Consider the following 19981-nt stretch of genomic DNA (forward strand, 5'->3'; position numbering starts at 1 on the left):
TTATATTTCTTCGTTGCCCTCTTTGTGAGAGGCTATTCTGTAATGATGCAGATGACAATAATCCTGAAAGCCTAAACGGCGATAGATGCCGTCGCTCATTTCTGTTGGTGACAGACTGACAATACTATACCCCAGTCGCCCGACTTCCTGTAGTACATGTCCCATTAAGGCGGTGCAGATACCTTGCTGGCGTGCCTCGGGCAAGGTACTTACGCCATAGATGCCGGCTACACCTTGATGTAGAAGTACGGCGGCAACCGCAACGGGTTTATCATCTTGCCGGGCGATATAGTGATGCCAGCCGGCGGATGAGCCAAAGCCGCTATTGAGATAGGTCTGGAAATAATGCTGTGCCATACTTTCGCTTGCCCCAAACCCTATTTTTTCGATCTCACATTTAGCCTGTAGATCCTCAACCGTCAGCACTTCCTGTATATTTAGACCGGCAGGCATCGCAGTAGGAAAGCTAGCCTGATGGACGTCGAGCACCATGCAGTTCATGGTTGCCTTATGGAAAAATCCCTGATTTTCCAGATAATTCGCCAGATCCGGCGGTGTTGCGGTAGGGCCGATGCGCCAGCCAATCTCCTCTACCTGATGTTTTTTGAACTGCGCCAGCGTCTCCTCAATCCGACTATCGATATAGAGCTGATCATCCTGTACAAACCGGGTGAGTAAGATACCGTTAGGTCCTGCTGGTCCAGTGAGAAACCAGGTTAACTCAGCATCCTGATGCAGTATCGCGCCTGGTAAACTACGACCAAAGCAGGCCATTTCCTCAGCAAAATTGCCCTCAACGGCAGCCAGTACGCCTGGCTCTGAAAGACTATGAAAGATGGTGTTCATCGTGCAATTCCTCCACTGGAGGTGTTTGTTCCAGGGCAATGCTGTCTTGTTGTTGTAACTGGCCGTTTTGCCCTAATACAGTCTCCACAGTATTGAAAACGTGCTGAGGTGTGATATTTTTCATACATTGTGTGGTGAAGAAGCGACAGTCGGCGGGTGCTCCTTTGGCTTTATAGCAGGGACTGCACCAGATGTCATCACGCAGGACCGTAGCCTGTGGACTGACCGGACCGCTGAGCGCGGGATCAGTAGGACCATGAATGGCAATGACCCTGGTGCCGACGGCGCAGGCGATATGCATAGGGCCACTATCGCCGGTGATGACGATGTCTGCGCGTTGCAGGAGGGCGGCCAGCTGGGCCAGACTGGTCTTGCCAGCCAGGTTGCTGGCCTGTTCTTGCATACGTGCCATGATCGCAGCGATCAACTCCTGGTCGTCAGGTGCACCGGTAAATACGACCATGGCCAGACCGCTCTGGATGAGTCGATCAATCAGCCTGGCCCAATACGGGATAGGCCAGCGTTTGGCCTGACCATTATTGGAACTGACATGGCAGGCGATCAGTGTTTTTCCAACCGGGATCCCTTCCTGTTGCAGCAGGGTCTCGACCGCTTGCCGGGCCGTATCACTGACGGCTAGCGTGGGTATGCGATCTTCAGGCTGGATGGTGGCACCCGCCGCCTGTGCCAGCCGCAGGCAGTAGTCGACCTCATGGATATGATCACGTGGATCCCAGTGCTGACCCGCCACTGAGTCCGTGAGCAGACCCGGATATCCCTCTTTGCCAAAGCCAACCCTGCGCCGCGCACCACTCAGTACAGAGAGTATGGCGGCCCAGGGACCAAAGACGCTGATAGCCAGATCATAGTCCCGTTCCTGCAGGCGTTGGCGTAACTGACGGGCCTCGCGCCAATTCTTGGGATTGAGCAGACCTTTGGGGCGTCGCCAGATATTGGGATCATAGGTGAAGATCGTTTGAATATCAGGATCGCTCGTGATGACCCGGGCGCTGGATGGCAAGGCTAGTAAATCGATCTCAGCATCAGGATAGGTACGCTTTAAGAGGCGCACCACAGGAAGAGACAGCACCAGATCCCCGATCAAGTCCAGCCGGATGACGAGGATACGTCGAGGTTGGAAGCTCTGAGGATGGAGTGCTGGCCTACTTTTGCCACGTACCTGTGCCTGAATGATGAAGCCAGCCAGGCTCATGAAAATATAGATAGCCGCCAGGAGTAGCCGTTTGCTCCCACGTACCGCAGTATTGCGCAATTTTTTACGGGAATCGGGCCGGATTGGATAGCCATATTCATCTCTATTCTGTAATGCTTGTGCCATATTTTTTTTAATCCTATATCAGCCAAAGAGGGCTCTTTCTGTCATTATAGGAGGCAAGAATTGAAGTTGCAATCAAACGGGATTTATGTGGGATGGTTCGGCTGTAGTGGTAAGGGGGGAGGAAACCATGAAGAAGCATGGCTTCCTCATGATCAGGCTTGTTGCACTGGTTCTGTCTGCATCAATGTTTTGATGGCCTGCTCAACCTGTTGGTCCGGGATCAGGCGGACACAGGGATGGGCTGGAAGTTCTTCAGGTGAAAAATCCAGGCGGCCACAGGGAATAAAGGGACAACCAGGACAGGGCTGGGTGGCAAGCAGCACCTGTTGCTTGTCTGGCACGCCCCACGGGCCGAAGATATGTGAGTCGGTCGGACCGAAGAGTCGCAGGGAGCGTACGCCTTGCGCCGCCGCGATGTGGAGCGGCCCATTATCGACTCCCAGTACCAGATCGGCACGTGAGAGCAAGGCTGCTAACTGGCCAACGCTCATGCTGGTCATCATCAGTGGCTGTGTTTCCAGCGTACTGGCAATCTCCTCGATCATCGGCTGTTCACTTTTACTGCCCGTGAAAATAACATGGGCAGGAGCTGAGAGTAGTTTGCCACTGGTAAGCTGATTGGCAATCTGTGACCAACCATCGGTACGCCAGAGCTTGACCGCGCCTCCTGTGCCGGGATGAATAACCACTATCGGCGCGCCATCGTCCCATTGGGCCTCTTTTAATTGCTCATCGGCCCAGGCCAACTCGTCCTCATGTGGTTGGAACACCAGTGGATACTTCTCTGGCGTAAATGGCTCGGCCAGGGCTGGAGAGCCCAGCGCCTGGAGGCCTGCACTAGCCAGACGTAGATTTGATACGGTGGCGTGTTCCGCCTCCGGGAATGGGAGGGCCTGACTTAAAAATGGTTTATTTAGCCTGCTTGCGTACCCAATACGCCGGGGGATGCCCGCCAGATATATCAGGGCCGCGCCCCACCAGAAATCGGGTCGTAGATTGATGGCCAGATCATAGTGATTTTCTTTCAACTGCCTGGCGGTGCGGAACAGTAATTTATAGGGATCCAATGGCTTCTGGGAGGCGCGCTGAAAGCCAGGAAATGGACAAGTAAGCAGACGATCAACCGCCGGATGCCGTGCCACGATCTCGCTGGACCAGGGTCCAATCATCATGGTGATTTGTGCGCTCGGCAGTTGTTCCTTGATCGTTTGTAAGATTGGCGTTGTCAGCACCATGTCTCCCAGATGGTCTGGTCGTATCAGGAGAATGCGTGGGGCCTGATCGGACTGCGGTGATGACTTTTGATCTACTGTCCTGTTCTGGAAGCTCCCATAGATGCGCACCAGAAACAGGATGATTGAGCGTAGCAGGCGTTTCATCGCTGAACCTCTTCCTGCCGGATCTGCGGCAGCAGTTGCATGACGGCATCCCACACATCGTCGATTGTCACCGAGTGCATACAGGTGCAATTATCACATGCCTGCATCTTGCCCAGGAAGAAGCAAGGTTGCCCGGTGGGATGGCGCCAGAGCGCGATATGCTGTGGATCACTGAGTGGATAGGGGCCATATTCAGCAGGGCTGGTCGGACCAAAGATGGCAATGACCGGTGTGCCTACAGCCGCCGCTAGATGCATCGGGCTGCTGTCATTGCCGATAAAGAGTGTACTGGCCTCAATCTGGGCCGCCGATTGGCCAAAGCTGGTCTTGCCAGCCAGGTTCACCACCATCTCTGGTGGAACCTCTTCCAGACCGTCGATCAGCGTCTGATTCAGTTCTCTATCGCTTTCGCCGCCGATAAGCAGGACCTGCATCTTTAGTTCGCTTACGATGCGTCTGGTCAAGGCACGATAGCGGTCCAATGGCCAGCGCTTGGCTGTCAGGTCCATGCCTGGATTGCTCCCCCCACCTGGAAAGACCACCACCTGTGGATAGTCAGAGCGATAGATAGACTGACGCTCTTGCTCTGTCGGCACAAAGCGCATCGCCGGCTGCTCAATTGTGAGTCCGATGGCACGTGCCAGATCCAGATAGATCTCAGCCTGATGTTCTAGATGGGTGGGATCAACTGAGACCGGCACACGATCGGTTAGCGAGAAGCCACGACCCAGACTGTCTGGTCCCACCCGGCGTGGTACGCCAGCCAGCCAGGGGAGTAAGGTAAGGAGCGGTGAACGATCTAACACAAACGCCAGATCAAAGTGCTGGCCGCGTAATTGACGAGCCAGTTGTCCATATTCCTTCAGTGTATAGCGGCCAGGAATGCCGATAGTGCCGCAATCAATGATTGTATCTACGGCGGGATGATGTTCCGCAATAGCTTTTGACCAGGTACCCGTGATATAGGTGATCTGTGCCTGTGGATAATTTTGTCTGAGCACTTCCAATAAAGGGGTCGTCATAATGACATCCCCAATACAGCAAGGCTTGATCACCATGATCGATTTTGGATAGCGCCTGGCTTGCCTGGTCAGCGGCCTGCTGATGCCATCAAGGAAAGCAAACGGCAGGCGCAGGCCGGTACATAACGCTGTAATAAGTTGTTGACGCAGAACTGTTATCCTCAATCTTTCTCTGAAGATGGTGTATCTATTGATGGCTGAGGACTCTCACTACGCACGATACTCTGTTCTTCGCCGCCGTCTGGCAAAGTCGTCGTTGGAAGTTCTTCAATCGCTGGTGAAGATGACCTGGCCCGTACAGTTGGAAGATGATCTATCATGGGTTGTTGGAGTGCTTTACCACAGTTATGGCAATACATGTTCTCTGAATCAGCGAGTGAGCCACAGGCCGAGCAGCGCCGTGGCGGTGGTGGCGGAACTGGAGTTCCTTCACGCACAGTTTGCATATCCGCTGAATGGACCTCCGCTGGCCCTGTCTGAACATGCGGCACATCCATCGTATCTATGATAGTCTCCTCCGAATGGATTGTCAAAGGACTCATACCAGGTGGGGGAGGTGGAAGGAGCGAAGGAAGCTGTTCCCCGGTTGAAGCTGCCGGCTTATTATCCGCCGGAGGTGGTGTCACAGGAATAGTCGGACCAGTATAGGGTTGCTGATATGGTGATGTTGGTGCATATTGTGAGGCATCTCCCTCACCAGGAAGTGTTTGCGGTGGATAAGTGTTGGTATCTGCTGTGGCAGTCGGATTCTGATTATGTAGGGTCTGAAGTTCTTGTTGTGCCTGCATCAGTTGCTGGCGTGCCTGAAAGAGTTCCTGCGCAGGAGTAACTAACTCATTCTGGACCAATGCCCTGGTGACATAAAGATCTATTACTTTTTCTACTAACGCGCGTTCCTGTTCCGTAATTTGTCGCCCAAGCTTATCAATTTGGAAACGTGTACGCTGGATTCTGGCTATGCGTCCCGCCTCATTAGAAGCTTTCTCTAAACCCCGGTGAACTGAATCCCAGATGTTCATCACGGCCCTCTCTTTTTTGCTATGTGCCTCGTTCATACATCATGTACATTCAGCTTGATTATATCAAAACGGCAGAGCTACGTCGAGGTCGGTGTTAGCATCACCTTGAGAATGGTTGAGGGCTTTTTTTATGTGTCAGATAGTCTTTCATGTATGGAGGTGTCTGTGCCATGCGGCACAGACACCTCCATACTTTCAATCCGGCGCCGCAGGCGCCAGACAAGGATGGCTGGTTTACGCCTGGGCTTTTTTGGTGCTGAGAATAGCATTAACGGTGGTACCGCAGACCGAGCATTGACCTTTAAGGGCGGGCTTACCATTTTTCATGGTAACGTGTTGGGTATCCTTGAGTTCATTTTTCTTGCGACATTTAACGCAATAGTATTGCTCTGCCATAAGTGATGTTCTCCCCTGCAATAAATTTTTAGAAGTAGGTAATCGGGTTATTTCCCGGATGAATGGCGTGAGTAAGGTAAGCCTCGTAGCTCTGAGACTGCAGCTTTTGCTGGACAGCCGCCGCCTCAGTCAGTGTATCAAAGGTCGTGAAAAGTGTTGGACCACTCCCTGATAGACGAACATAATGCGCGCCAGCATCCAGCATCTCCTGGCGTGCCCGGGCAACTTCGGCATACTGTTCCAGTACCCCACGTTCCAGACTATTATAGAGATCGCTGGCTTGCAGTTTGCTCTGCGTCTGTAATGCTACCTCGGCCGCACGGCTCCAGCCACCATTAGTGTAATCGTCGGGTGTCAGATTGCGGTACACCATTGCCGTTGAGACACTGATGTCCGGTTTGACCAGCAGGAGCCAGCGCATCGTAGCGGGCCAGTGGGAAGCCAGAGGCGTAATACGTTCGCCACGTCCCTCACAAAGAGCCAGTCCGCCAGTCAGAAAGAAAGGGATATCTGAACCAAGAGACGCAGCGATCTCCCAGAGATCCTGCATTGATAGTGGCAAGTTCCACCATTGCTGTAAAGCCAGCAAGGTCGCAGCCGCATTGCTGCTCCCCCCACCGAGTCCAGCGGCAACGGGAACGCGCTTATGAAGCTCAATAGCCAGCCCCTGATGCAAACCTAGCTTCTGCCGCACCGCTTGTACTGCGCGCACCACCAGATTATAATCATTACTAAGCTCAGGCCGATTGCAGTTCATACTCACGCGATCTTCCGCCAGCCTTGTCAGACAAATGGTATCGTAGAGATCAATGGTCTGCATGATCGTTGCCAGCTCATGATAACCATCGGCTCGCTTCCCCAATACATCCAGGGTCAAATTGATTTTTGCATACGACTGGACAAAACACACATTGCCAGAAGTAGCCTGTTGCTGTAAGCCATCCTGTGATTGATTCATGCTTGCATTGTGCCTACAAAAGCACAACTTGTCAAGCTCAATACGCACGGAATTTAAAAGACGTGCTTTTGCCACCAACGGCAGCGGTGGGGGAGAGGGAGGATGAGCGAGGATACCTCGCGCTCCGGCAAAAGGCTATCGCCCTCTGAACTCTTGTTTTTGCGCGAACCACTTTCCGCTTTCGTATACTATGCTCCCATATCCCCATTTATCTGGTCCGTTGGAGGCGGCCGCAGCCGCCTCCAACGGACCAGATAACCCGTCTCGCGCCGCAGGCGCGAAACTATACATAAACAAAACATCTCCATCCCTACTCACGAGAAAAAGACCTCAACAAACGTTTATTCCATTGAATAGCCTAAAACTACTTGATTTTAGAATTAATGTAGACATGATGTTATACTGTAACGTATACATGCGTAAATATTACTTTTTTCACTCCTGTATTTTTTTTACAACAATTAGCTGGTAGGAAACATGGATATAACAGTCGCGTATTTTCATCCACTTTTTCATGAAGCCTCTGTCAGGCACGATTTTGAGCAAATTCGTGCCGCGGGCGCGAGTAGCATTGTATATGCTATTCATGAACAGGAGGAGCAACGCTGGCCGCGAGATTTGGAGCGAGGATTACGGATCGCCCAGGAGGTTGGACTAAAGGTATATTTGAGCCTGGGCCGCTTTGGCAATCTTTTCGCCGGACCTGCTTTTGTACCGAGCTGGTATACGTTCCGGCATCCACAATCTCTGGTCAAGGATCGACATGGGCGAGCCCATGATATGACCTGTTTCAACCATGAGTCATTCCGGTCATGGCTTTTTGGTGAAATTGAATATTATTTAAGCAATTATAATGTGGCTGGCATCCTTATCGACGAGCCGCGTATACCAGATATCACCTGCTTCTGCTCCGTCTGCCGCGCGCTCTGTCCTGATATCGCTGATCTCCAGCACTTTCGACGTCGCTCGCTGGTCGATTTCCTCAATGAGTTGTGTGCTTGCGTGAAGCGCGTCAACTGGCAAGCCAGAACAAACATCGCTTTATTGCCGCAAGACCTGAGCTTGATTGAGGAGCTTGGTACTATTTCTACCCTGGATACCATTGGCTGTCACCTATTCTGGCAATTATTGGGTGAGGATGTCGCAATGGTTGAAAGCTGGGGACATGAAGTTGCGGAGGCGGTCAGGCAAAGTGGGAAGCGTAGCCAGCTCTGGCTACAGAACTTTAATCTGGATGAACCAGATGAACAATCGTTAGAAACGGCCTTCTCAGGCTTGCTCAGGTCTGATCCAGACGAGGTCGCCTGTTACTATTTCTGGCGCAACAACACCAATCCTGAACATGTCTGGCAGCAGACCAGAGGACTGTTGCGGCGCATTCCACGTCGCCAGTTATTCTGGCAAACAACCCCACGTCTGCCCGTCACGCAACCACTGGGAGAAGAATAAGCCTGACCCGCTGCTTCCAAGGGGAAAAGGAGAGAAAAAAGAGGACAGCCGTCGGACGGTGTCCCCTTTCTACTCCTGAACTTATGCTTTAACTATTTGCGACCTGATGGGAGTGAAGGAGAGTCCTTATCATTCTCATCCTGATGGACTGTTTCCAGCAGTGTACGCAAGCTCTTGATCTGCTCGCGTGTCCCCTCTTCACTATCAGTTGCTGGTAGCACGACTGCCTGAATACCCAGCGTATTGATCGTATAAGCATCAGATTCGTTTATTTTTCCATTGACATAGATGAAAGCTGGAAAGCGTACCGCTTCACGGACCGCACGATAATCCAGTACCTCTTCAATGGACATTGAGCCAACTTTTTCACCCAGGTCGAAATCTAACAGAACGGCTGCGATATTATCGAAGGCCGTCAGATTCCGAATATAGAGTGGATAGTTTTCCTCTTTACGCATAGGCACAACGATGACTTTTTCCAGATCCTTGGTTTCCTGGGCCAGCAAGCGTGCAGGAGCGTTAAATGGCAGGATCACATACTGAACCCCCTGCTCTTTCAGTTCCTTCAGGCTCTCGGTGCTCAGCTTATTCAGGTTACCAGTGATATGGAGACCGGTGACTGCATTCGCGTTGTGAGCTTTGGCAGCCTCAATTTCTTGCTTCAAGACTTCTAACTGGGCAGTATCTTTTCCATCCCAGAGGAAGAGAATACCATCTGCACCAGCCTTTAACAAGGCTTCGGTACTTCCGGCGCTGATCTGATCCAGTTCAACAACGAGAGCAGCGGCACGAGCTTTAGCTTCATTTTTATTTTTGCCCAGGAAGCCCATTCCACCGCCATTTTGTGCCCGACGTGCCTGCGTAAACATATCTTGCAGTTTAGCCATTGCTACTTTCTCTCCTTATCATGAAACGAGTGTAATGATATTGACTCGCATATGCATGTGGACAAGTTATTATGGCTACAGCCACTCATCTCCAGGCCTGCATCAAGCTTTTTGAAGGGTAGCGTAGCGATATCAATTAGGTTAATCACGTAATTGTAGTGTGCAGAACGCACGAACGTGAGTCCATTATAGCACTTTCTAAGAAAAAAGGCGGAGGGCTCTGTGTGGGGGCGCAGATTATTGTGGAAAGCGGTTGATCTGCCTGGCGCTACTGTTTTTCTGGTGTACGTATGCTATCCTGTAGCCAGTATTTTTCAAGGAGGCAATCTGCTTTATGCTGTATGATCAAGTAGTAGAAGCCACACAGGCTATTCAAAAGAAGACACCTATCAAACCTGTGCTGGCCATTATCCTCGGTTCAGGTCTGGGTGATCTGGTCACCGAAATTCGGAATGCGGTCGCGATTCCCTATGAGGAAATTCCGCATTTCGCGCAATCGACCGTCGTTGGACATGCTGGTCGCCTGTTGCTTGGTACGCTGGAAGATGTACCGGTAGTAGTAATGCAGGGACGTTTCCATCTCTATGAGGGGCATGAACCGGCTCTAACCACCCTACCTGTACGCGTTATGCGCCTGCTCGGTGCTGAGACGCTGATTGTCAGTAACGCTGCTGGTGGCATCAATCCCGCTTATCAGCCGGGCCACTTTATGTTATTGCGTGATCATATCTATTTTCCTGGCCTGGCCGGTGCCAGCCCGCTGGTTGGAGCACACGATGAGCGACTAGGAGCGCGTTTTCCCGCGGTAGCCAAGGCCTATGATGCCGAACTGCGGGCAATAGCCAGGCGTGTAGCGCAGGAGCATAGCGACATTACCCTGCATGAAGGCGTCTATAGCATGGTAGCTGGTCCCAGCTATGAAACGCCGGCCGAGCTCAATTTCTTACGCATCATTGGCAGCGATGCCGTCGGCATGTCCACGGCCCCCGAAGTCATCGTCGCCCGTCAGGTCGGTATGCGTGTCCTGGGTTTTAGCCTGATCACGAATACCGCCACCGGTAACGAAACTGAAGAAGTCAACCACGCCGAAGTCCTCTCTACCGCCGACGCGGTTCGTACCAAATTTGCCCACCTCGTCATGGGCGTCGTCAAAGCTATCGGAACTCAGAGCTAGCAATCTAAAGCACAAACAAAGAAGAGGTCTTGCTTATGCCAAGACCTCTTCTTTGTTTGTGACGAAATGCCTTTAGAATTTCTCTTGTTCCTGGTGCGGCTACTTATTTTTGCTCGTGTCAAACAATCCGGACCAACTCCAGTTGTAGTATGTTCCCCAGTTCGTCAAGCCAACGACAAAGTATTTGCCCTTTGGTAAGTTTGGAGATAGGTTCACAGTCCAGTTCGCCTGACCCTGTTTGCACATCTGGGTTTGTGAAGCACCATTACTAAAAACAAGGCCATTAGGGACTTCGTTTGGAAATGGTGTGGCGAAACTCTCAGGCTTGTTAAAAAGCTTTTCATCATTCTCAATTACAGGATGTTTATCATCTTTGGCCTTTGCAAGCCAGATGCGACAAGTGACATTGTCATTGATCATATTTGGTTCTTTTGCTGGATCACATGTACCTTGCACTTTATTTTTAACTACAAGCGTAACTGTAAACGTCATACCATCAAGATTGCTTGCGGTAGTCATGGCAGGACAACCGACAGGCTGGGCAATAACAGAGGGTGTTGGTGTGGCGGTTGGTTTCACTGCCGTTGTTGGTTTCGCCGCTGGTTTATTATTATTATTGTTGTTATTATTGGCGACCTGCTGTGGTGCACGTGGATGGGTAAAGGCACCAATGGCAAAGCCAAGGATGGCACCTGAGAGGGCGAACAGCGTAATGGCTGTAATAATAAGTGAGGTCGCACCAGTGTTTTGTGGTTTAGCCGATTGTTGCATTCCGTCTAAGCTCTCTTCTTTTTCTTTCTATGTTGATTGTTTGTTGTTATCATACCATGTGGCCTGTTATTGAGCGGGTGAACGTGGCTATTGGTAGCCTAAATTGGTACATGTTTTATTATTTTTGATGGATGTTGATAAGGAAAAAGGGGATTTTACTATCAAGTACCAGGTATAGTTGCAAAAGAGGGAGACTGATCGGCGTTCTGGGGAGACGCGATCAGCACACTCAGGCGGTAGGTGGGGAAATTGTCTGAGCATGATAAGCAGGGGGGTGATATACATGGTTTATTGCTGGTCCTACCGTCTTATGGCAGGAGGCATTTGCCATTGTGTTCAGGTCCCTCTGTTTACCCTCTACATTGAAATAACTAACGTGATGGTGTTTTTTGGGCAAAACGCAGACATGAAACGAATCATCTATGCTATTTCGTTGCATATAAAAGACCACCTCTCTTGTGGTAAAATAACAATGTTGATGAACTGATCACCAAATATAGCTGGCAGTGGTGCCACTTGCGAAGGAGTACCTTGATGCACCTCTTAGAATTTTTAGTCCTGGCGGGCATTGTTCTGGCCTTGTTTGGGCCGAAAGCATTACAATCTATAGCTCGGAATGCAGGAAAAACAACCGGCGAAGCGAAGAATGCAAAAGATAAATTCATGTCACATGTGCCAGCTGAAGACATCTCAAAGTTGCACCAAAAGCTGAACAGTGTTCCCACAAATCCAGCTCAGGCATTTAAGATGCTGATGACTCCAGAGGAGAAAAAAGCGGCGGCCATGGGTGAGAAAACTCCTCCGAGCACCACGGAGACCCGCACCACAGAATAGAGATTATCCTGTTGGATGTTTGTGCTCTCTTCTTATGTGTCATGATAGAGATAATATTGAGCAAGAAAACAGCGCCATGACGCGGTTTTCTTCTTTCTGCTACAAAAGGTAGGTGGCATCAATGGATGAATTGACACAAATGAAATGCGAAGCCTGTCATGCTGGCGCGCCAAAGGTGACCGCTGAAGAAGTGGAAATCTATCGGAGGCAGGTTCCAAACTGGGTCATCATCGAGCGCGATAACGTGCAGCGTCTGGAGCGTGTCTACAAATTTAAAGATTTTGTGGCCGCCCTGTCGTTTACCCAGAAAGTGGGCAGGTTGGCCGAGGATGAGGGCCATCATCCCGCTCTGTTGACCGAATGGGGATCTGTCGGTGTCGCCTGGTGGACGCATAAAATCCATGGACTCCATCGCAACGACTTTATTATGGCGGCCAAAACGGATGAGATCTATCACGATTTCGCTGCCAGCTAAGTGAATTGCCACAGTTCTTGTGCTCCGCTTCGCAGCGCAAAAAATGATAGTGTGAGGTTGTAGAAAAGGGTCGGATCATCCGACCCTTTTCTACAACCTCACACTACTTCAGGTCTGTCGATGCTGTATGTAGCGGCAGACCTGAATGGGTTCTGCTACTTCTCAAGTAGCGCGACCGCATAACAGGCAATCCCTTCGCGACGGCCGGCAAAGCCGAGCCCATCGGTGGTCTTGGATTTGATACTCACTTGATCGAGGGATAACTGTAGATGTTCGGCTAGATGTGCGCGCATCGCCTCAATGTGGGGAGACATCCTGGGCTGCTCGGCAACAATCGTGGCATCCACGTTTCCGATGCTCCATTGCTGCTGGCGTAGCAGATCAACGGTATAGCTGAGAAAGACCGTGCTGGGTTGATCTTTCCAACGTATATCTTTGGATGGAAAATGCTGACCAATGTCGCCAAGGGCCGCTGCACCCAGCAGGGCATCTACAATGGCATGAATGACCGCATCGGCGTCAGAATGGCCGGCCAGACCATATTCATGAGGAATAGTGATGCCAGCGAGTACCAGCGGGCGCTCTGCAGTGAATGCGTGGACATCATAACCAGAACCAATGCGTATAGTCATACTTCTTGTCCTTTAATACATGCCTCAGCGAAGAGTAAGTCTTCCTGAGTGGTGATTTTGATATTGGTATAAGAGCCGGGGAAGATCGCCACGTGATGGCCCAGTCTTTCCAGTAGCAGCGCATCATCGGTGGCATCGCCGCTGGCCTCGGGCGAATGATGTGCCTGATGAATCAGCGGAAATGAAAAGACCTGTGGTGTCTGAATGGTCCATAGCTGGGAACGATCCGGGGTATCCAGGATCATGTCATCACGAACCACTTTAATCGTATCCTTTACCGGCACGGCCGCGATGGCTGCCTGATGCTCCTGGGCCGCGTGTAGACCTGTCTCAATTACCCTGGGCGAGACAAAGGGCCGTGCGCCATCATGAATCATCACCCAGCGGCATTCAGGTTGCAGGCGGGCGATCGTATCCAATCCCTGACAGACAGAATCCTGTCTGCGTGCTCCTCCTGGCACGATGGCCAGCACCTTGTCCCAGGACTCCTGCTGACGTAGCTGCTCGATATCGGCCAGGCGTTCTGTGCTGGTTACGATGATGATGCTATCGATCTGTGGAGCATGCTGGAAAGCATCGATCGTGCGGGCCAGCGTGATGCGTCCGGCCAGGGGAATCCAGAGTTTATCGCGACCCATGCGCCGACTGGCACCTGCGGCTACGATGATAACGGCTGATTTCTCTTGCATGACATATGTGGAGGTAGGTGACTAACCATCCTCCTTCTCCATAAAAAATAAAGAGCACCGCAAAGGGTGCTCTGTGTTTGGATCTCAGTAGGAATTAAGCTTGCCTTTGCTTCAAAGACGATTGTGGAGCTGGAGCCGGGTTACTGGCATTCAACTGCTGTTTGGGATGGGCGAAAATCATCCGACCGGCTACGGTTTGTAGTACCCGTGTCACGGTGACCTCAATCATCACATTCATAAACTGGCGTCCATTTTCCACCACGATCATCGTTCCATCATCCAGGTAGCCAACACCCTGTCCAAGTTCTTTACCGTCTTGCATGATTTTAATGTGAATATCTTCTCCTGGCAAGAGGACTGGTTTGATTGCATTGGCCAGTTCGTTGATATTGAGGACTTTGACTCCCTGCAATTCAGCCACCCGGTTCAGATTGAAGTCGTTGGTGATAATGGGACAATGCTGATCGCGGGCCATCTTCACCAGTTTGCCATCGACATCAGCAATCCCTTCAACATCTGTATCCACGATTTCTATGGGGACAGTCGCATCTTTTTGTAAGCGGTTCAGGATTTCCAGTCCGCGACGGCCACGATTGCGGCGCATCGTATCAGCGGAATCAGCGATGCGTTGTAGCTCATTCAAGACAAAACGGGGGACCACCAGCGTACCCACAATAAAGCCTGTCTGGCTGATATCGGCGATCCGGCCATCAATAATGGTGCTGGTATCCAACAGAATTGGCAAGACTGGGCCGGTAGGGACGGCTGGTGTCGCCTCCTTCTCCTGATCGCGTTTCTTGCCACGATCGCGATCCTCATCGCGATCACGATCACGACGGCGGGCCACGGTCGATTGAAACAGATGGGCGATATCACTTTTACGCAGAACAGCTGTGGTCAGGCCAATATAGCCGAAAATCACAGCACCCAGAAATGGTGAAATCTGTCCGAGTCCAAAGGGGAGATACTGTAAAGGAATTGCCAGTAAAACGGCAAGGATAAGTCCGATAGCCAGGCCAATTGCAGCCGCGACCAGATCACTGGCGGAGGCAGCGCGGATCTTGTGGCTGATCCATTGATAAGGAATGACAGTAATATACGGGGTGATAATAAAAGCGGCAATGGCGCTGACCGTAGCAATAATCGCAATTGTCCACGGCACAGGTAATGGTAGTGTCGTTAATGTTGCGGAACGATACAACGAAATACTGATCGCGGCGCCTATCGCGACCAGCGCTCCTATGATGCGGGTAACGGTGTTCACTGACATCCCTGCATCCTCCAAAGCAAGCACATGGGTATGTGCTCCTCAAACGCTCAAGAGGTCAACGCTACTTCTTTGTACGATTGGCAGGTCCTATGGTAAGAATAAAAAATGATAAATGATAATTCCAGATGAAACGATTATCAGGCCTGCTATCCCAGAAAGAACGTGCCTTTTGAGCAAACAATCTTCAAAATATATACGAACTAACGAATGTTTTTGTTGCGATGATTATGAGACCTCTCTTCGAGACAAAGAGTACGTTTCATTTTCATTGGCAGTAACAGCATAGAAAAATGTAATTCCTGCTGTGTCATCAAGCTATGCCATACAAACTATTGGTGACAGTGCCTGTTGAATATGCAGTATACACCGTTTACGTGCTGGAAGCAATAGACTTATCATTGATTCTGCGTATGTTGCTTGTATTACAGATACAGGATGAAATAAGTCCTGCTCTTTCCCGCTTCATTAATGAAGTGCAATCTCAAGTGCGACGGCTAATGAGCTAGCGGTAACCACTTTAAAATCGGATGGAAGGTTTGCATCGTTTATTTCATTACGTAACCTGTTTCCCTGTCCTGCACTTGGAATCAAGCAACGTTTAAAGCCTAATTTGGCGGCCTCGCGTACACGCAATGAGAGGCGACTGACGGCGCGCAATTCTCCTGAAAGTCCAACTTCACCTATCAGGACCATGTCGGCTGGAATCAGCTTCTCACGATAACTGGAGGCAATCGCTGCCGCAACCCCTAAGTCGATTGAGGGTTCCTCAATCGTAAAGCCACCAACCACATTGGCGTAGACATCATGGCCACCAACGGCCAGTCCGACACGTTTCGTTAGAACCGCCATCAGCATCACCAGACGATTATGATCGATACCATTGGTCGTGCTGCGTGGATTGCCAAAGTTGCTGGGTGTAACCAGTGCCTGAACCTCGACTAGTAGCGGCCGTGTGCCCTCCATGCTCACCACAACGGCCGAGCCAGATGCATTGACAGCCCGATCAGATAAAAATACCGCTGAAGGATTGGTGACTTCAACCAGACCTTCGCCCTGCATCTCAAAAACGCCGATCTCATGGGTGGCCCCAAAGCGATTTTTTACGCCACGCAAGAGTCGATACGAATGATAGCGTTCACCTTCCAGATACAGTACCGCATCCACAATATGCTCAAGGACTTTTGGTCCTGCCACGGTTCCTTCCTTGGTAACGTGACCGATCACAAAGATGGGTACCTGTGTGGTTTTGGCCAGTTGCATTAACTGGACGGTACACTCACGCACCTGACTGATACTGCCCGGAGCTGCCGTCAGATGTCCTGCCAACACCGTCTGAATCGAATCCACAATTACCAGGGCAGGCTTTAAGCGATTGACCGCCTCGATAATGACATCTAGTTCTACCGCGGCCAGCAGGTAAAGTTGTTCGCCCGTAATATCTAAGCGTTCGGCCCGCATCTTAATCTGCTCCATTGATTCCTCGCCGGAGATATAGAGGACAGGGCCAACGTTTTTAGCGATCTCACCTGAAACCTGAAGAAGCAACGTAGATTTACCGATGCCGGGCTCACCGCCAACCAGGATTAAGGATCCAGGTACCAGGCCACCACCCAGCACACGATCCATTTCGGCATAGCCAACAGGAATACGTTCTTGTACGAGTGGTTTAATCTGTGGAAGCAGAATCGGGGTATGTGTATTATGGGTAGAAGGAGAGATACCCAGCATGCTTTGTCGCCGCTGCTGTGCAGGACTTTGTGGCACATCAACAACTTCTTCTAACGTATTCCATGCCCCGCAATCGGGACATTTTCCCATCCACTTGCTATGTTCCCCACCGCATTGCTGGCAGATATATTTTGTGCGAATTTTTGCCATGTATGAATCTGCAATCTATTGTCTGCCAAAAAAACCAATGTTTGTGAACCTGAAATTTTTGACAGCGTTTTGTTAAGAGCGAAATGAATTACTGATCTGAGGGTAGAAAGAAAAAGGGGGACGTGAAATCTTCACGCCCCCCAGGTATTGACTAGGATTCGGTAGTGGTCGTACTACCACCCTCGCCGCCAGCCGAGAGGGCTGCTTCGGGGGTTGCGGATGCCGGTGGTGGCAACTGCTCAATGCGGTTGCGAACCTGCAAGGCAAGATCGTCATCGACAATGCTTGCCTCAACCAGATCACCAGGATGGAACTTGCCTTGCAGCAAGCCTTCTGCCAACGGATCTTCAACCATACGCTGAATGGTGCGGCGCAATGGACGGGCACCATACTGCGGATCAAAGCCCTTGTCGATCAGGAAGTCCTTAGCGACCTGTGGAACCACCAGTTCAATCTGCTGTTCCGTTAACTGTGTACGTACGCGGTTCAGTAACAGATCAACGATAGAGTACATCTCTTCCATACGCAGGGAATGGAAGACAACCACCTCGTCGATACGGTTTAAGAACTCTGGCTTGAAGGTATTCTTCAGTTCACCAAGTACTTTACCCTTCATGGCATCATAATCTGCCTGGTTGGCTTTCGTCTTATCTTTCGAAGCCTTAAAGCCCATTGAGGCCTCTTTGTTTAAGAGGGAAGCACCGACATTGGATGTCATGATGATAATCGTATTGCGGAAGTCGACCGTGCGTCCCTTGGCATCTGTCAACTTACCATCCTCCAGAATCTGGAGCAGCATGTTGAAGACGTCTGGGTGAGCCTTTTCGATTTCGTCGAGCAGGATCACGCTATAGGATTTGCGGCGGACCGCCTCGGTTAACTGACCACCCTCTTCATAACCAACATATCCGGGAGGGGCACCAACGAGACGCGCAGCCGCGTGACGCTCCATGAACTCTGACATGTCAATTTTGATCAAGGAATCCTCACTGCCAAACATAAATTCGGCGAGTGTCTTGGCCAATTCTGTTTTACCAACACCAGTGGGACCCATAAAGATGAAGGAGCCGATAGGGCGCTTCGGATCTTTCAGGCCGGCACGGGCGCGGCGTACAGCGCGTGCAATCTTTTCAATGGCTTCATTCTGGGCGATCACGCGAGAGTGCAGCGCGTCTTCCATCTGGAGGAGTCGCTGTGACTCTTCCTGAGCAATCCGCATTACTGGGATGCCGGTCCACATCGAGACGATCTGCGCGATCTCCTCTTCGCCAACCGTTGGCTTCTCATTGCCACGCTCTTTATGCCAGCCAGATTCAAGCTTTGCGATACGATCGCGCAACTTCACTTCACGATCACGCAACTCAGCGGCCAATTCATATTCCTGCTGCTGGATAGCGGCCTCTTTCTCGCGCAGTACCGACTCAAGACCCTTCATGGCCTCTTTCAAGTTCAGAGGAGCCAATGAGTTCTGCATACGTACACGACTGGCAGCCTCATCGATCAAGTCGATGGCTTTATCCGGCATGAAGCGATCGGTGATATAGCGGCTAGCCATATCGGTCGCGGCCTTAAGCGCCTCGTCTGTAATAATCAGGCGATGGTGTTGCTCATAGCGTTCGCGGATACCTTTGAGAATCTCAACGGTCTCCTCGACGGTTGGCTCGCGTACAATCACTTCCTGGAAGCGGCGCTGGAGTGCAGCATCGCGCTCGATATACTTGCGATATTCATCGAGAGTTGTTGCACCGATACACTGTAACTCACCACGAGCCAGGGCTGGCTTCAGGATATTCGCTGCATCGACAGCTCCTTCAGCGGCACCGGCACCCACCAGGGTATGTACTTCATCAATAAAGATGATGCAGTCGCGGCTATTACGGATCTCTTCTATAATCTTTTTCAGGCGCTCTTCAAATTCACCACGATATTTGGTACCCGCGACCAGCGAGCCAACGTCAAGCGTAAGCAAGCGTTTGCCCGAAAGTGTTTCAGGAACCTCGCCGGAGATCAGGCGTTGAGCCAGACCTTCAACGATAGCTGTTTTACCAACACCGGGCTCACCGATGAGAGCCGGATTGTTTTTGTTACGTCGGGAAAGGATTTGGATGACGCGCTCAATTTCTTGATGACGTCCGATGACTGGATCGAGCGTGCCTGCGCGGGCTGCTGCCGTCAGGTCAATGCCCATCTGGTCAATGGTGGGGGTTTTTGAGTGCTTGGCGTCGCGTTCATGTGGTGTGCCCGACTGGCTCAGCACCTGAATGGTCTGCGTACGCACTTTTTCGAGGTTCACACCCAGGCTTTCAAGAACGCCGGCTGCGATACCCTCACCCTCACGAACTAAACCCAGTAAGAGGTGTTCTGTCCCGATATAATGATGATTCAGGCGGCGAGCTTCATCAACTGCTAGCTCGATCACCTTTTTGGCACGTGGTGTCAGGCCGATTTCGCCAAGAACAATGCGATCACCACGACCAATGATAAATTCGACGGCGCTACGAACTTTATTCAGTTCGACACCGAGATTTGCAAGTACTTTAGCAGCAACACCCTCGCCTTCACGTACAAGACCGAGGAGGAGGTGCTCTGTCCCAATATAGTTATGTTGGAAGCGTTGGGCTTCTTCCTGGGCAAGGCTCAGAACTTTTCTGGCCCGCTCTGTGAACTTATCGAATCTGTCTCTATCATTCACCTGTTTGTCACCCCCCTTTCATTGGCAGAGGGTGGAACCGAGCCCTCTGTGTCGCTCAGGTAAACTATTTGCTTCATCATACAACACCCATCATACAGCGTCAAGGATAACAACTGTAGCCTCCCGTCTGTCAATAAACGCTCAACCTTCTTACTGAGAAACAATCGACCTCCACACTGCATTGGCATAGATGCACACAGCGGAGAGGTCGCGAGATCATCTGTTCAGGTACGATGTGCTCAAACAGCCAAGAAACCTTGCCTATTCAGCT

General features: G+C 51.0%; 18 protein-coding genes. 4 read left to right on the plus strand and 14 right to left on the minus strand.

What is annotated here, in order from left to right:
- The 7 genes from EL633_RS15415 to ispE form a co-directional block, all read right to left on the minus strand.
- Nucleotides 1-846 carry a GNAT family N-acetyltransferase gene (locus EL633_RS15415; RefSeq protein ID WP_126628029.1) on the minus strand — a complete coding sequence of 282 codons (846 nt, stop codon included), beginning with the start codon at nucleotides 844-846 and terminating at the stop codon, nucleotides 1-3.
- Nucleotides 827-2185 carry a lipopolysaccharide heptosyltransferase II gene (gene waaF / locus EL633_RS15420; protein WP_126628030.1) on the minus strand — a complete coding sequence of 453 codons (1359 nt, stop codon included), beginning with the start codon at nucleotides 2183-2185 and terminating at the stop codon, nucleotides 827-829. Before waaF (EL633_RS15420) ends, EL633_RS15415 begins: the two co-directional genes overlap by 20 nt.
- 152 nt (nucleotides 2186-2337) lie before the next feature.
- Complete coding sequence (locus tag EL633_RS15425) at nucleotides 2338-3564, minus strand: glycosyltransferase family 9 protein (protein WP_126628031.1); 1227 nt, start codon at nucleotides 3562-3564, stop codon at nucleotides 2338-2340.
- Nucleotides 3561-4751 carry a lipopolysaccharide heptosyltransferase II gene (gene waaF / locus EL633_RS15430; protein ID WP_126628032.1) on the minus strand — a complete coding sequence of 397 codons (1191 nt, stop codon included), beginning with the start codon at nucleotides 4749-4751 and terminating at the stop codon, nucleotides 3561-3563. Before waaF (EL633_RS15430) ends, EL633_RS15425 begins: the two co-directional genes overlap by 4 nt.
- Entirely contained in the window at nucleotides 4748-5605 is an 858-nt protein-coding gene (locus tag EL633_RS15435; RefSeq protein WP_126628033.1) for a hypothetical protein, read from the minus strand. The genes waaF (EL633_RS15430) and EL633_RS15435 overlap by 4 nt, the downstream gene beginning before the upstream one ends.
- Nucleotides 5606-5839: 234 nt before the next feature.
- Nucleotides 5840-6001: a DUF5679 domain-containing protein gene (locus EL633_RS36985; protein WP_170216692.1), complete on the minus strand. Its 162-nt coding sequence runs from the start codon at nucleotides 5999-6001 to the stop codon at nucleotides 5840-5842.
- Between the two features lie 28 nt (nucleotides 6002-6029).
- Entirely contained in the window at nucleotides 6030-6959 is a 930-nt protein-coding gene (gene ispE / locus EL633_RS15440; protein ID WP_126628034.1) for a 4-(cytidine 5'-diphospho)-2-C-methyl-D-erythritol kinase, read from the minus strand.
- A gap of 477 nt (nucleotides 6960-7436) precedes the next feature.
- Here ispE and EL633_RS15445 point away from each other — a divergent pair, with 477 nt between their 5' ends.
- The gene (locus EL633_RS15445; protein WP_126628035.1) at nucleotides 7437-8408 is read left to right on the plus strand and encodes a hypothetical protein; all 972 of its coding nucleotides are present in this window, start codon (nucleotides 7437-7439) and stop codon (nucleotides 8406-8408) included.
- A gap of 92 nt (nucleotides 8409-8500) precedes the next feature.
- Here the strand turns inward: EL633_RS15445 and EL633_RS15450 are convergent, their stop codons facing one another.
- Nucleotides 8501-9295: a hypothetical protein gene (locus EL633_RS15450; RefSeq protein ID WP_126628036.1), complete on the minus strand. Its 795-nt coding sequence runs from the start codon at nucleotides 9293-9295 to the stop codon at nucleotides 8501-8503.
- A gap of 334 nt (nucleotides 9296-9629) precedes the next feature.
- Between EL633_RS15450 and EL633_RS15455 the strand changes: the two genes are divergently transcribed.
- Nucleotides 9630-10469: a purine-nucleoside phosphorylase gene (locus EL633_RS15455; protein ID WP_126628037.1), complete on the plus strand. Its 840-nt coding sequence runs from the start codon at nucleotides 9630-9632 to the stop codon at nucleotides 10467-10469.
- Nucleotides 10470-10568: 99 nt separating this feature from the next.
- Here EL633_RS15455 and EL633_RS15460 read toward each other — a convergent pair whose 3' ends face one another.
- Nucleotides 10569-11240, minus strand: coding sequence for a hypothetical protein (locus EL633_RS15460; RefSeq protein ID WP_126628038.1), 672 nt, complete (start codon nucleotides 11238-11240; stop codon nucleotides 10569-10571).
- A gap of 534 nt (nucleotides 11241-11774) precedes the next feature.
- Here EL633_RS15460 and EL633_RS15465 point away from each other — a divergent pair.
- Both EL633_RS15465 and EL633_RS15470 read left to right on the plus strand, forming a co-directional pair.
- Nucleotides 11775-12074 (plus strand): twin-arginine translocase TatA/TatE family subunit, encoded by a 300-nt coding sequence (locus tag EL633_RS15465; protein ID WP_126628039.1) that lies wholly within the window; start codon nucleotides 11775-11777, stop codon nucleotides 12072-12074.
- A gap of 121 nt (nucleotides 12075-12195) precedes the next feature.
- Complete coding sequence (locus EL633_RS15470; RefSeq protein ID WP_126628040.1) at nucleotides 12196-12549, plus strand: 4a-hydroxytetrahydrobiopterin dehydratase; 354 nt, start codon at nucleotides 12196-12198, stop codon at nucleotides 12547-12549.
- Nucleotides 12550-12704: 155 nt separating this feature from the next.
- On the opposite strand, the gene ispF is transcribed toward EL633_RS15470, so the two are convergent.
- From ispF to EL633_RS15495, 5 genes are all read right to left on the minus strand, one after another.
- Nucleotides 12705-13175: a 2-C-methyl-D-erythritol 2,4-cyclodiphosphate synthase gene (ispF, locus tag EL633_RS15475; RefSeq protein WP_174845177.1), complete on the minus strand. Its 471-nt coding sequence runs from the start codon at nucleotides 13173-13175 to the stop codon at nucleotides 12705-12707.
- Nucleotides 13176-13177: 2 nt separating this feature from the next.
- Nucleotides 13178-13870 carry a 2-C-methyl-D-erythritol 4-phosphate cytidylyltransferase gene (gene ispD, locus EL633_RS15480; RefSeq protein WP_126628042.1) on the minus strand — a complete coding sequence of 231 codons (693 nt, stop codon included), beginning with the start codon at nucleotides 13868-13870 and terminating at the stop codon, nucleotides 13178-13180.
- A gap of 94 nt (nucleotides 13871-13964) precedes the next feature.
- On the minus strand, nucleotides 13965-15140 hold the full coding sequence (locus tag EL633_RS15485; RefSeq protein ID WP_126628043.1) for a PIN/TRAM domain-containing protein: 1176 nt from the start codon (nucleotides 15138-15140) through the stop codon (nucleotides 13965-13967).
- Between the two features lie 465 nt (nucleotides 15141-15605).
- On the minus strand, nucleotides 15606-17018 hold the full coding sequence (gene radA, locus EL633_RS15490; RefSeq protein WP_126628044.1) for a DNA repair protein RadA: 1413 nt from the start codon (nucleotides 17016-17018) through the stop codon (nucleotides 15606-15608).
- Between the two features lie 151 nt (nucleotides 17019-17169).
- A complete protein-coding gene (locus EL633_RS15495) occupies nucleotides 17170-19710 on the minus strand; it encodes an ATP-dependent Clp protease ATP-binding subunit (protein WP_126628045.1) in 2541 nt (846 codons plus the stop codon).
- Between the last annotated feature and the right edge of the window lie 271 nt (nucleotides 19711-19981).

The organism is Dictyobacter alpinus (assembly GCF_003967575.1).
GTDB lineage: Bacteria > Chloroflexota > Ktedonobacteria > Ktedonobacterales > Ktedonobacteraceae > Dictyobacter > Dictyobacter alpinus.

What these genes read in the sequence shown, in the direction of transcription:
- EL633_RS15445 (WP_126628035.1), top strand. Translation starts at nt 7,437, where the DNA reads ATGGATATAACAGTCGCGTATTTTCATCCACTTTTTCATGAAGCCTCT.
- EL633_RS15435 (WP_126628033.1), bottom strand. Translation starts at nt 5,605, where the DNA reads ATGAACATCTGGGATTCAGTTCACCGGGGTTTAGAGAAAGCTTCTAAT.
- ispD (WP_126628042.1), bottom strand. Translation starts at nt 13,870, where the DNA reads ATGCAAGAGAAATCAGCCGTTATCATCGTAGCCGCAGGTGCCAGTCGG.
- waaF (WP_126628030.1), bottom strand. Translation starts at nt 2,185, where the DNA reads ATGGCACAAGCATTACAGAATAGAGATGAATATGGCTATCCAATCCGG.
- ispE (WP_126628034.1), bottom strand. Translation starts at nt 6,959, where the DNA reads ATGAATCAATCACAGGATGGCTTACAGCAACAGGCTACTTCTGGCAAT.
- EL633_RS15415 (WP_126628029.1), bottom strand. Translation starts at nt 846, where the DNA reads ATGAACACCATCTTTCATAGTCTTTCAGAGCCAGGCGTACTGGCTGCC.
- EL633_RS15470 (WP_126628040.1), top strand. Translation starts at nt 12,196, where the DNA reads ATGGATGAATTGACACAAATGAAATGCGAAGCCTGTCATGCTGGCGCG.
- EL633_RS15460 (WP_126628038.1), bottom strand. Translation starts at nt 11,240, where the DNA reads ATGCAACAATCGGCTAAACCACAAAACACTGGTGCGACCTCACTTATT.
- EL633_RS15485 (WP_126628043.1), bottom strand. Translation starts at nt 15,140, where the DNA reads ATGTCAGTGAACACCGTTACCCGCATCATAGGAGCGCTGGTCGCGATA.
- radA (WP_126628044.1), bottom strand. Translation starts at nt 17,018, where the DNA reads ATGGCAAAAATTCGCACAAAATATATCTGCCAGCAATGCGGTGGGGAA.
- EL633_RS15450 (WP_126628036.1), bottom strand. Translation starts at nt 9,295, where the DNA reads ATGGCTAAACTGCAAGATATGTTTACGCAGGCACGTCGGGCACAAAAT.
- EL633_RS15455 (WP_126628037.1), top strand. Translation starts at nt 9,630, where the DNA reads ATGCTGTATGATCAAGTAGTAGAAGCCACACAGGCTATTCAAAAGAAG.
- EL633_RS15465 (WP_126628039.1), top strand. Translation starts at nt 11,775, where the DNA reads ATGCACCTCTTAGAATTTTTAGTCCTGGCGGGCATTGTTCTGGCCTTG.
- EL633_RS36985 (WP_170216692.1), bottom strand. Translation starts at nt 6,001, where the DNA reads ATGGCAGAGCAATACTATTGCGTTAAATGTCGCAAGAAAAATGAACTC.
- EL633_RS15425 (WP_126628031.1), bottom strand. Translation starts at nt 3,564, where the DNA reads ATGAAACGCCTGCTACGCTCAATCATCCTGTTTCTGGTGCGCATCTAT.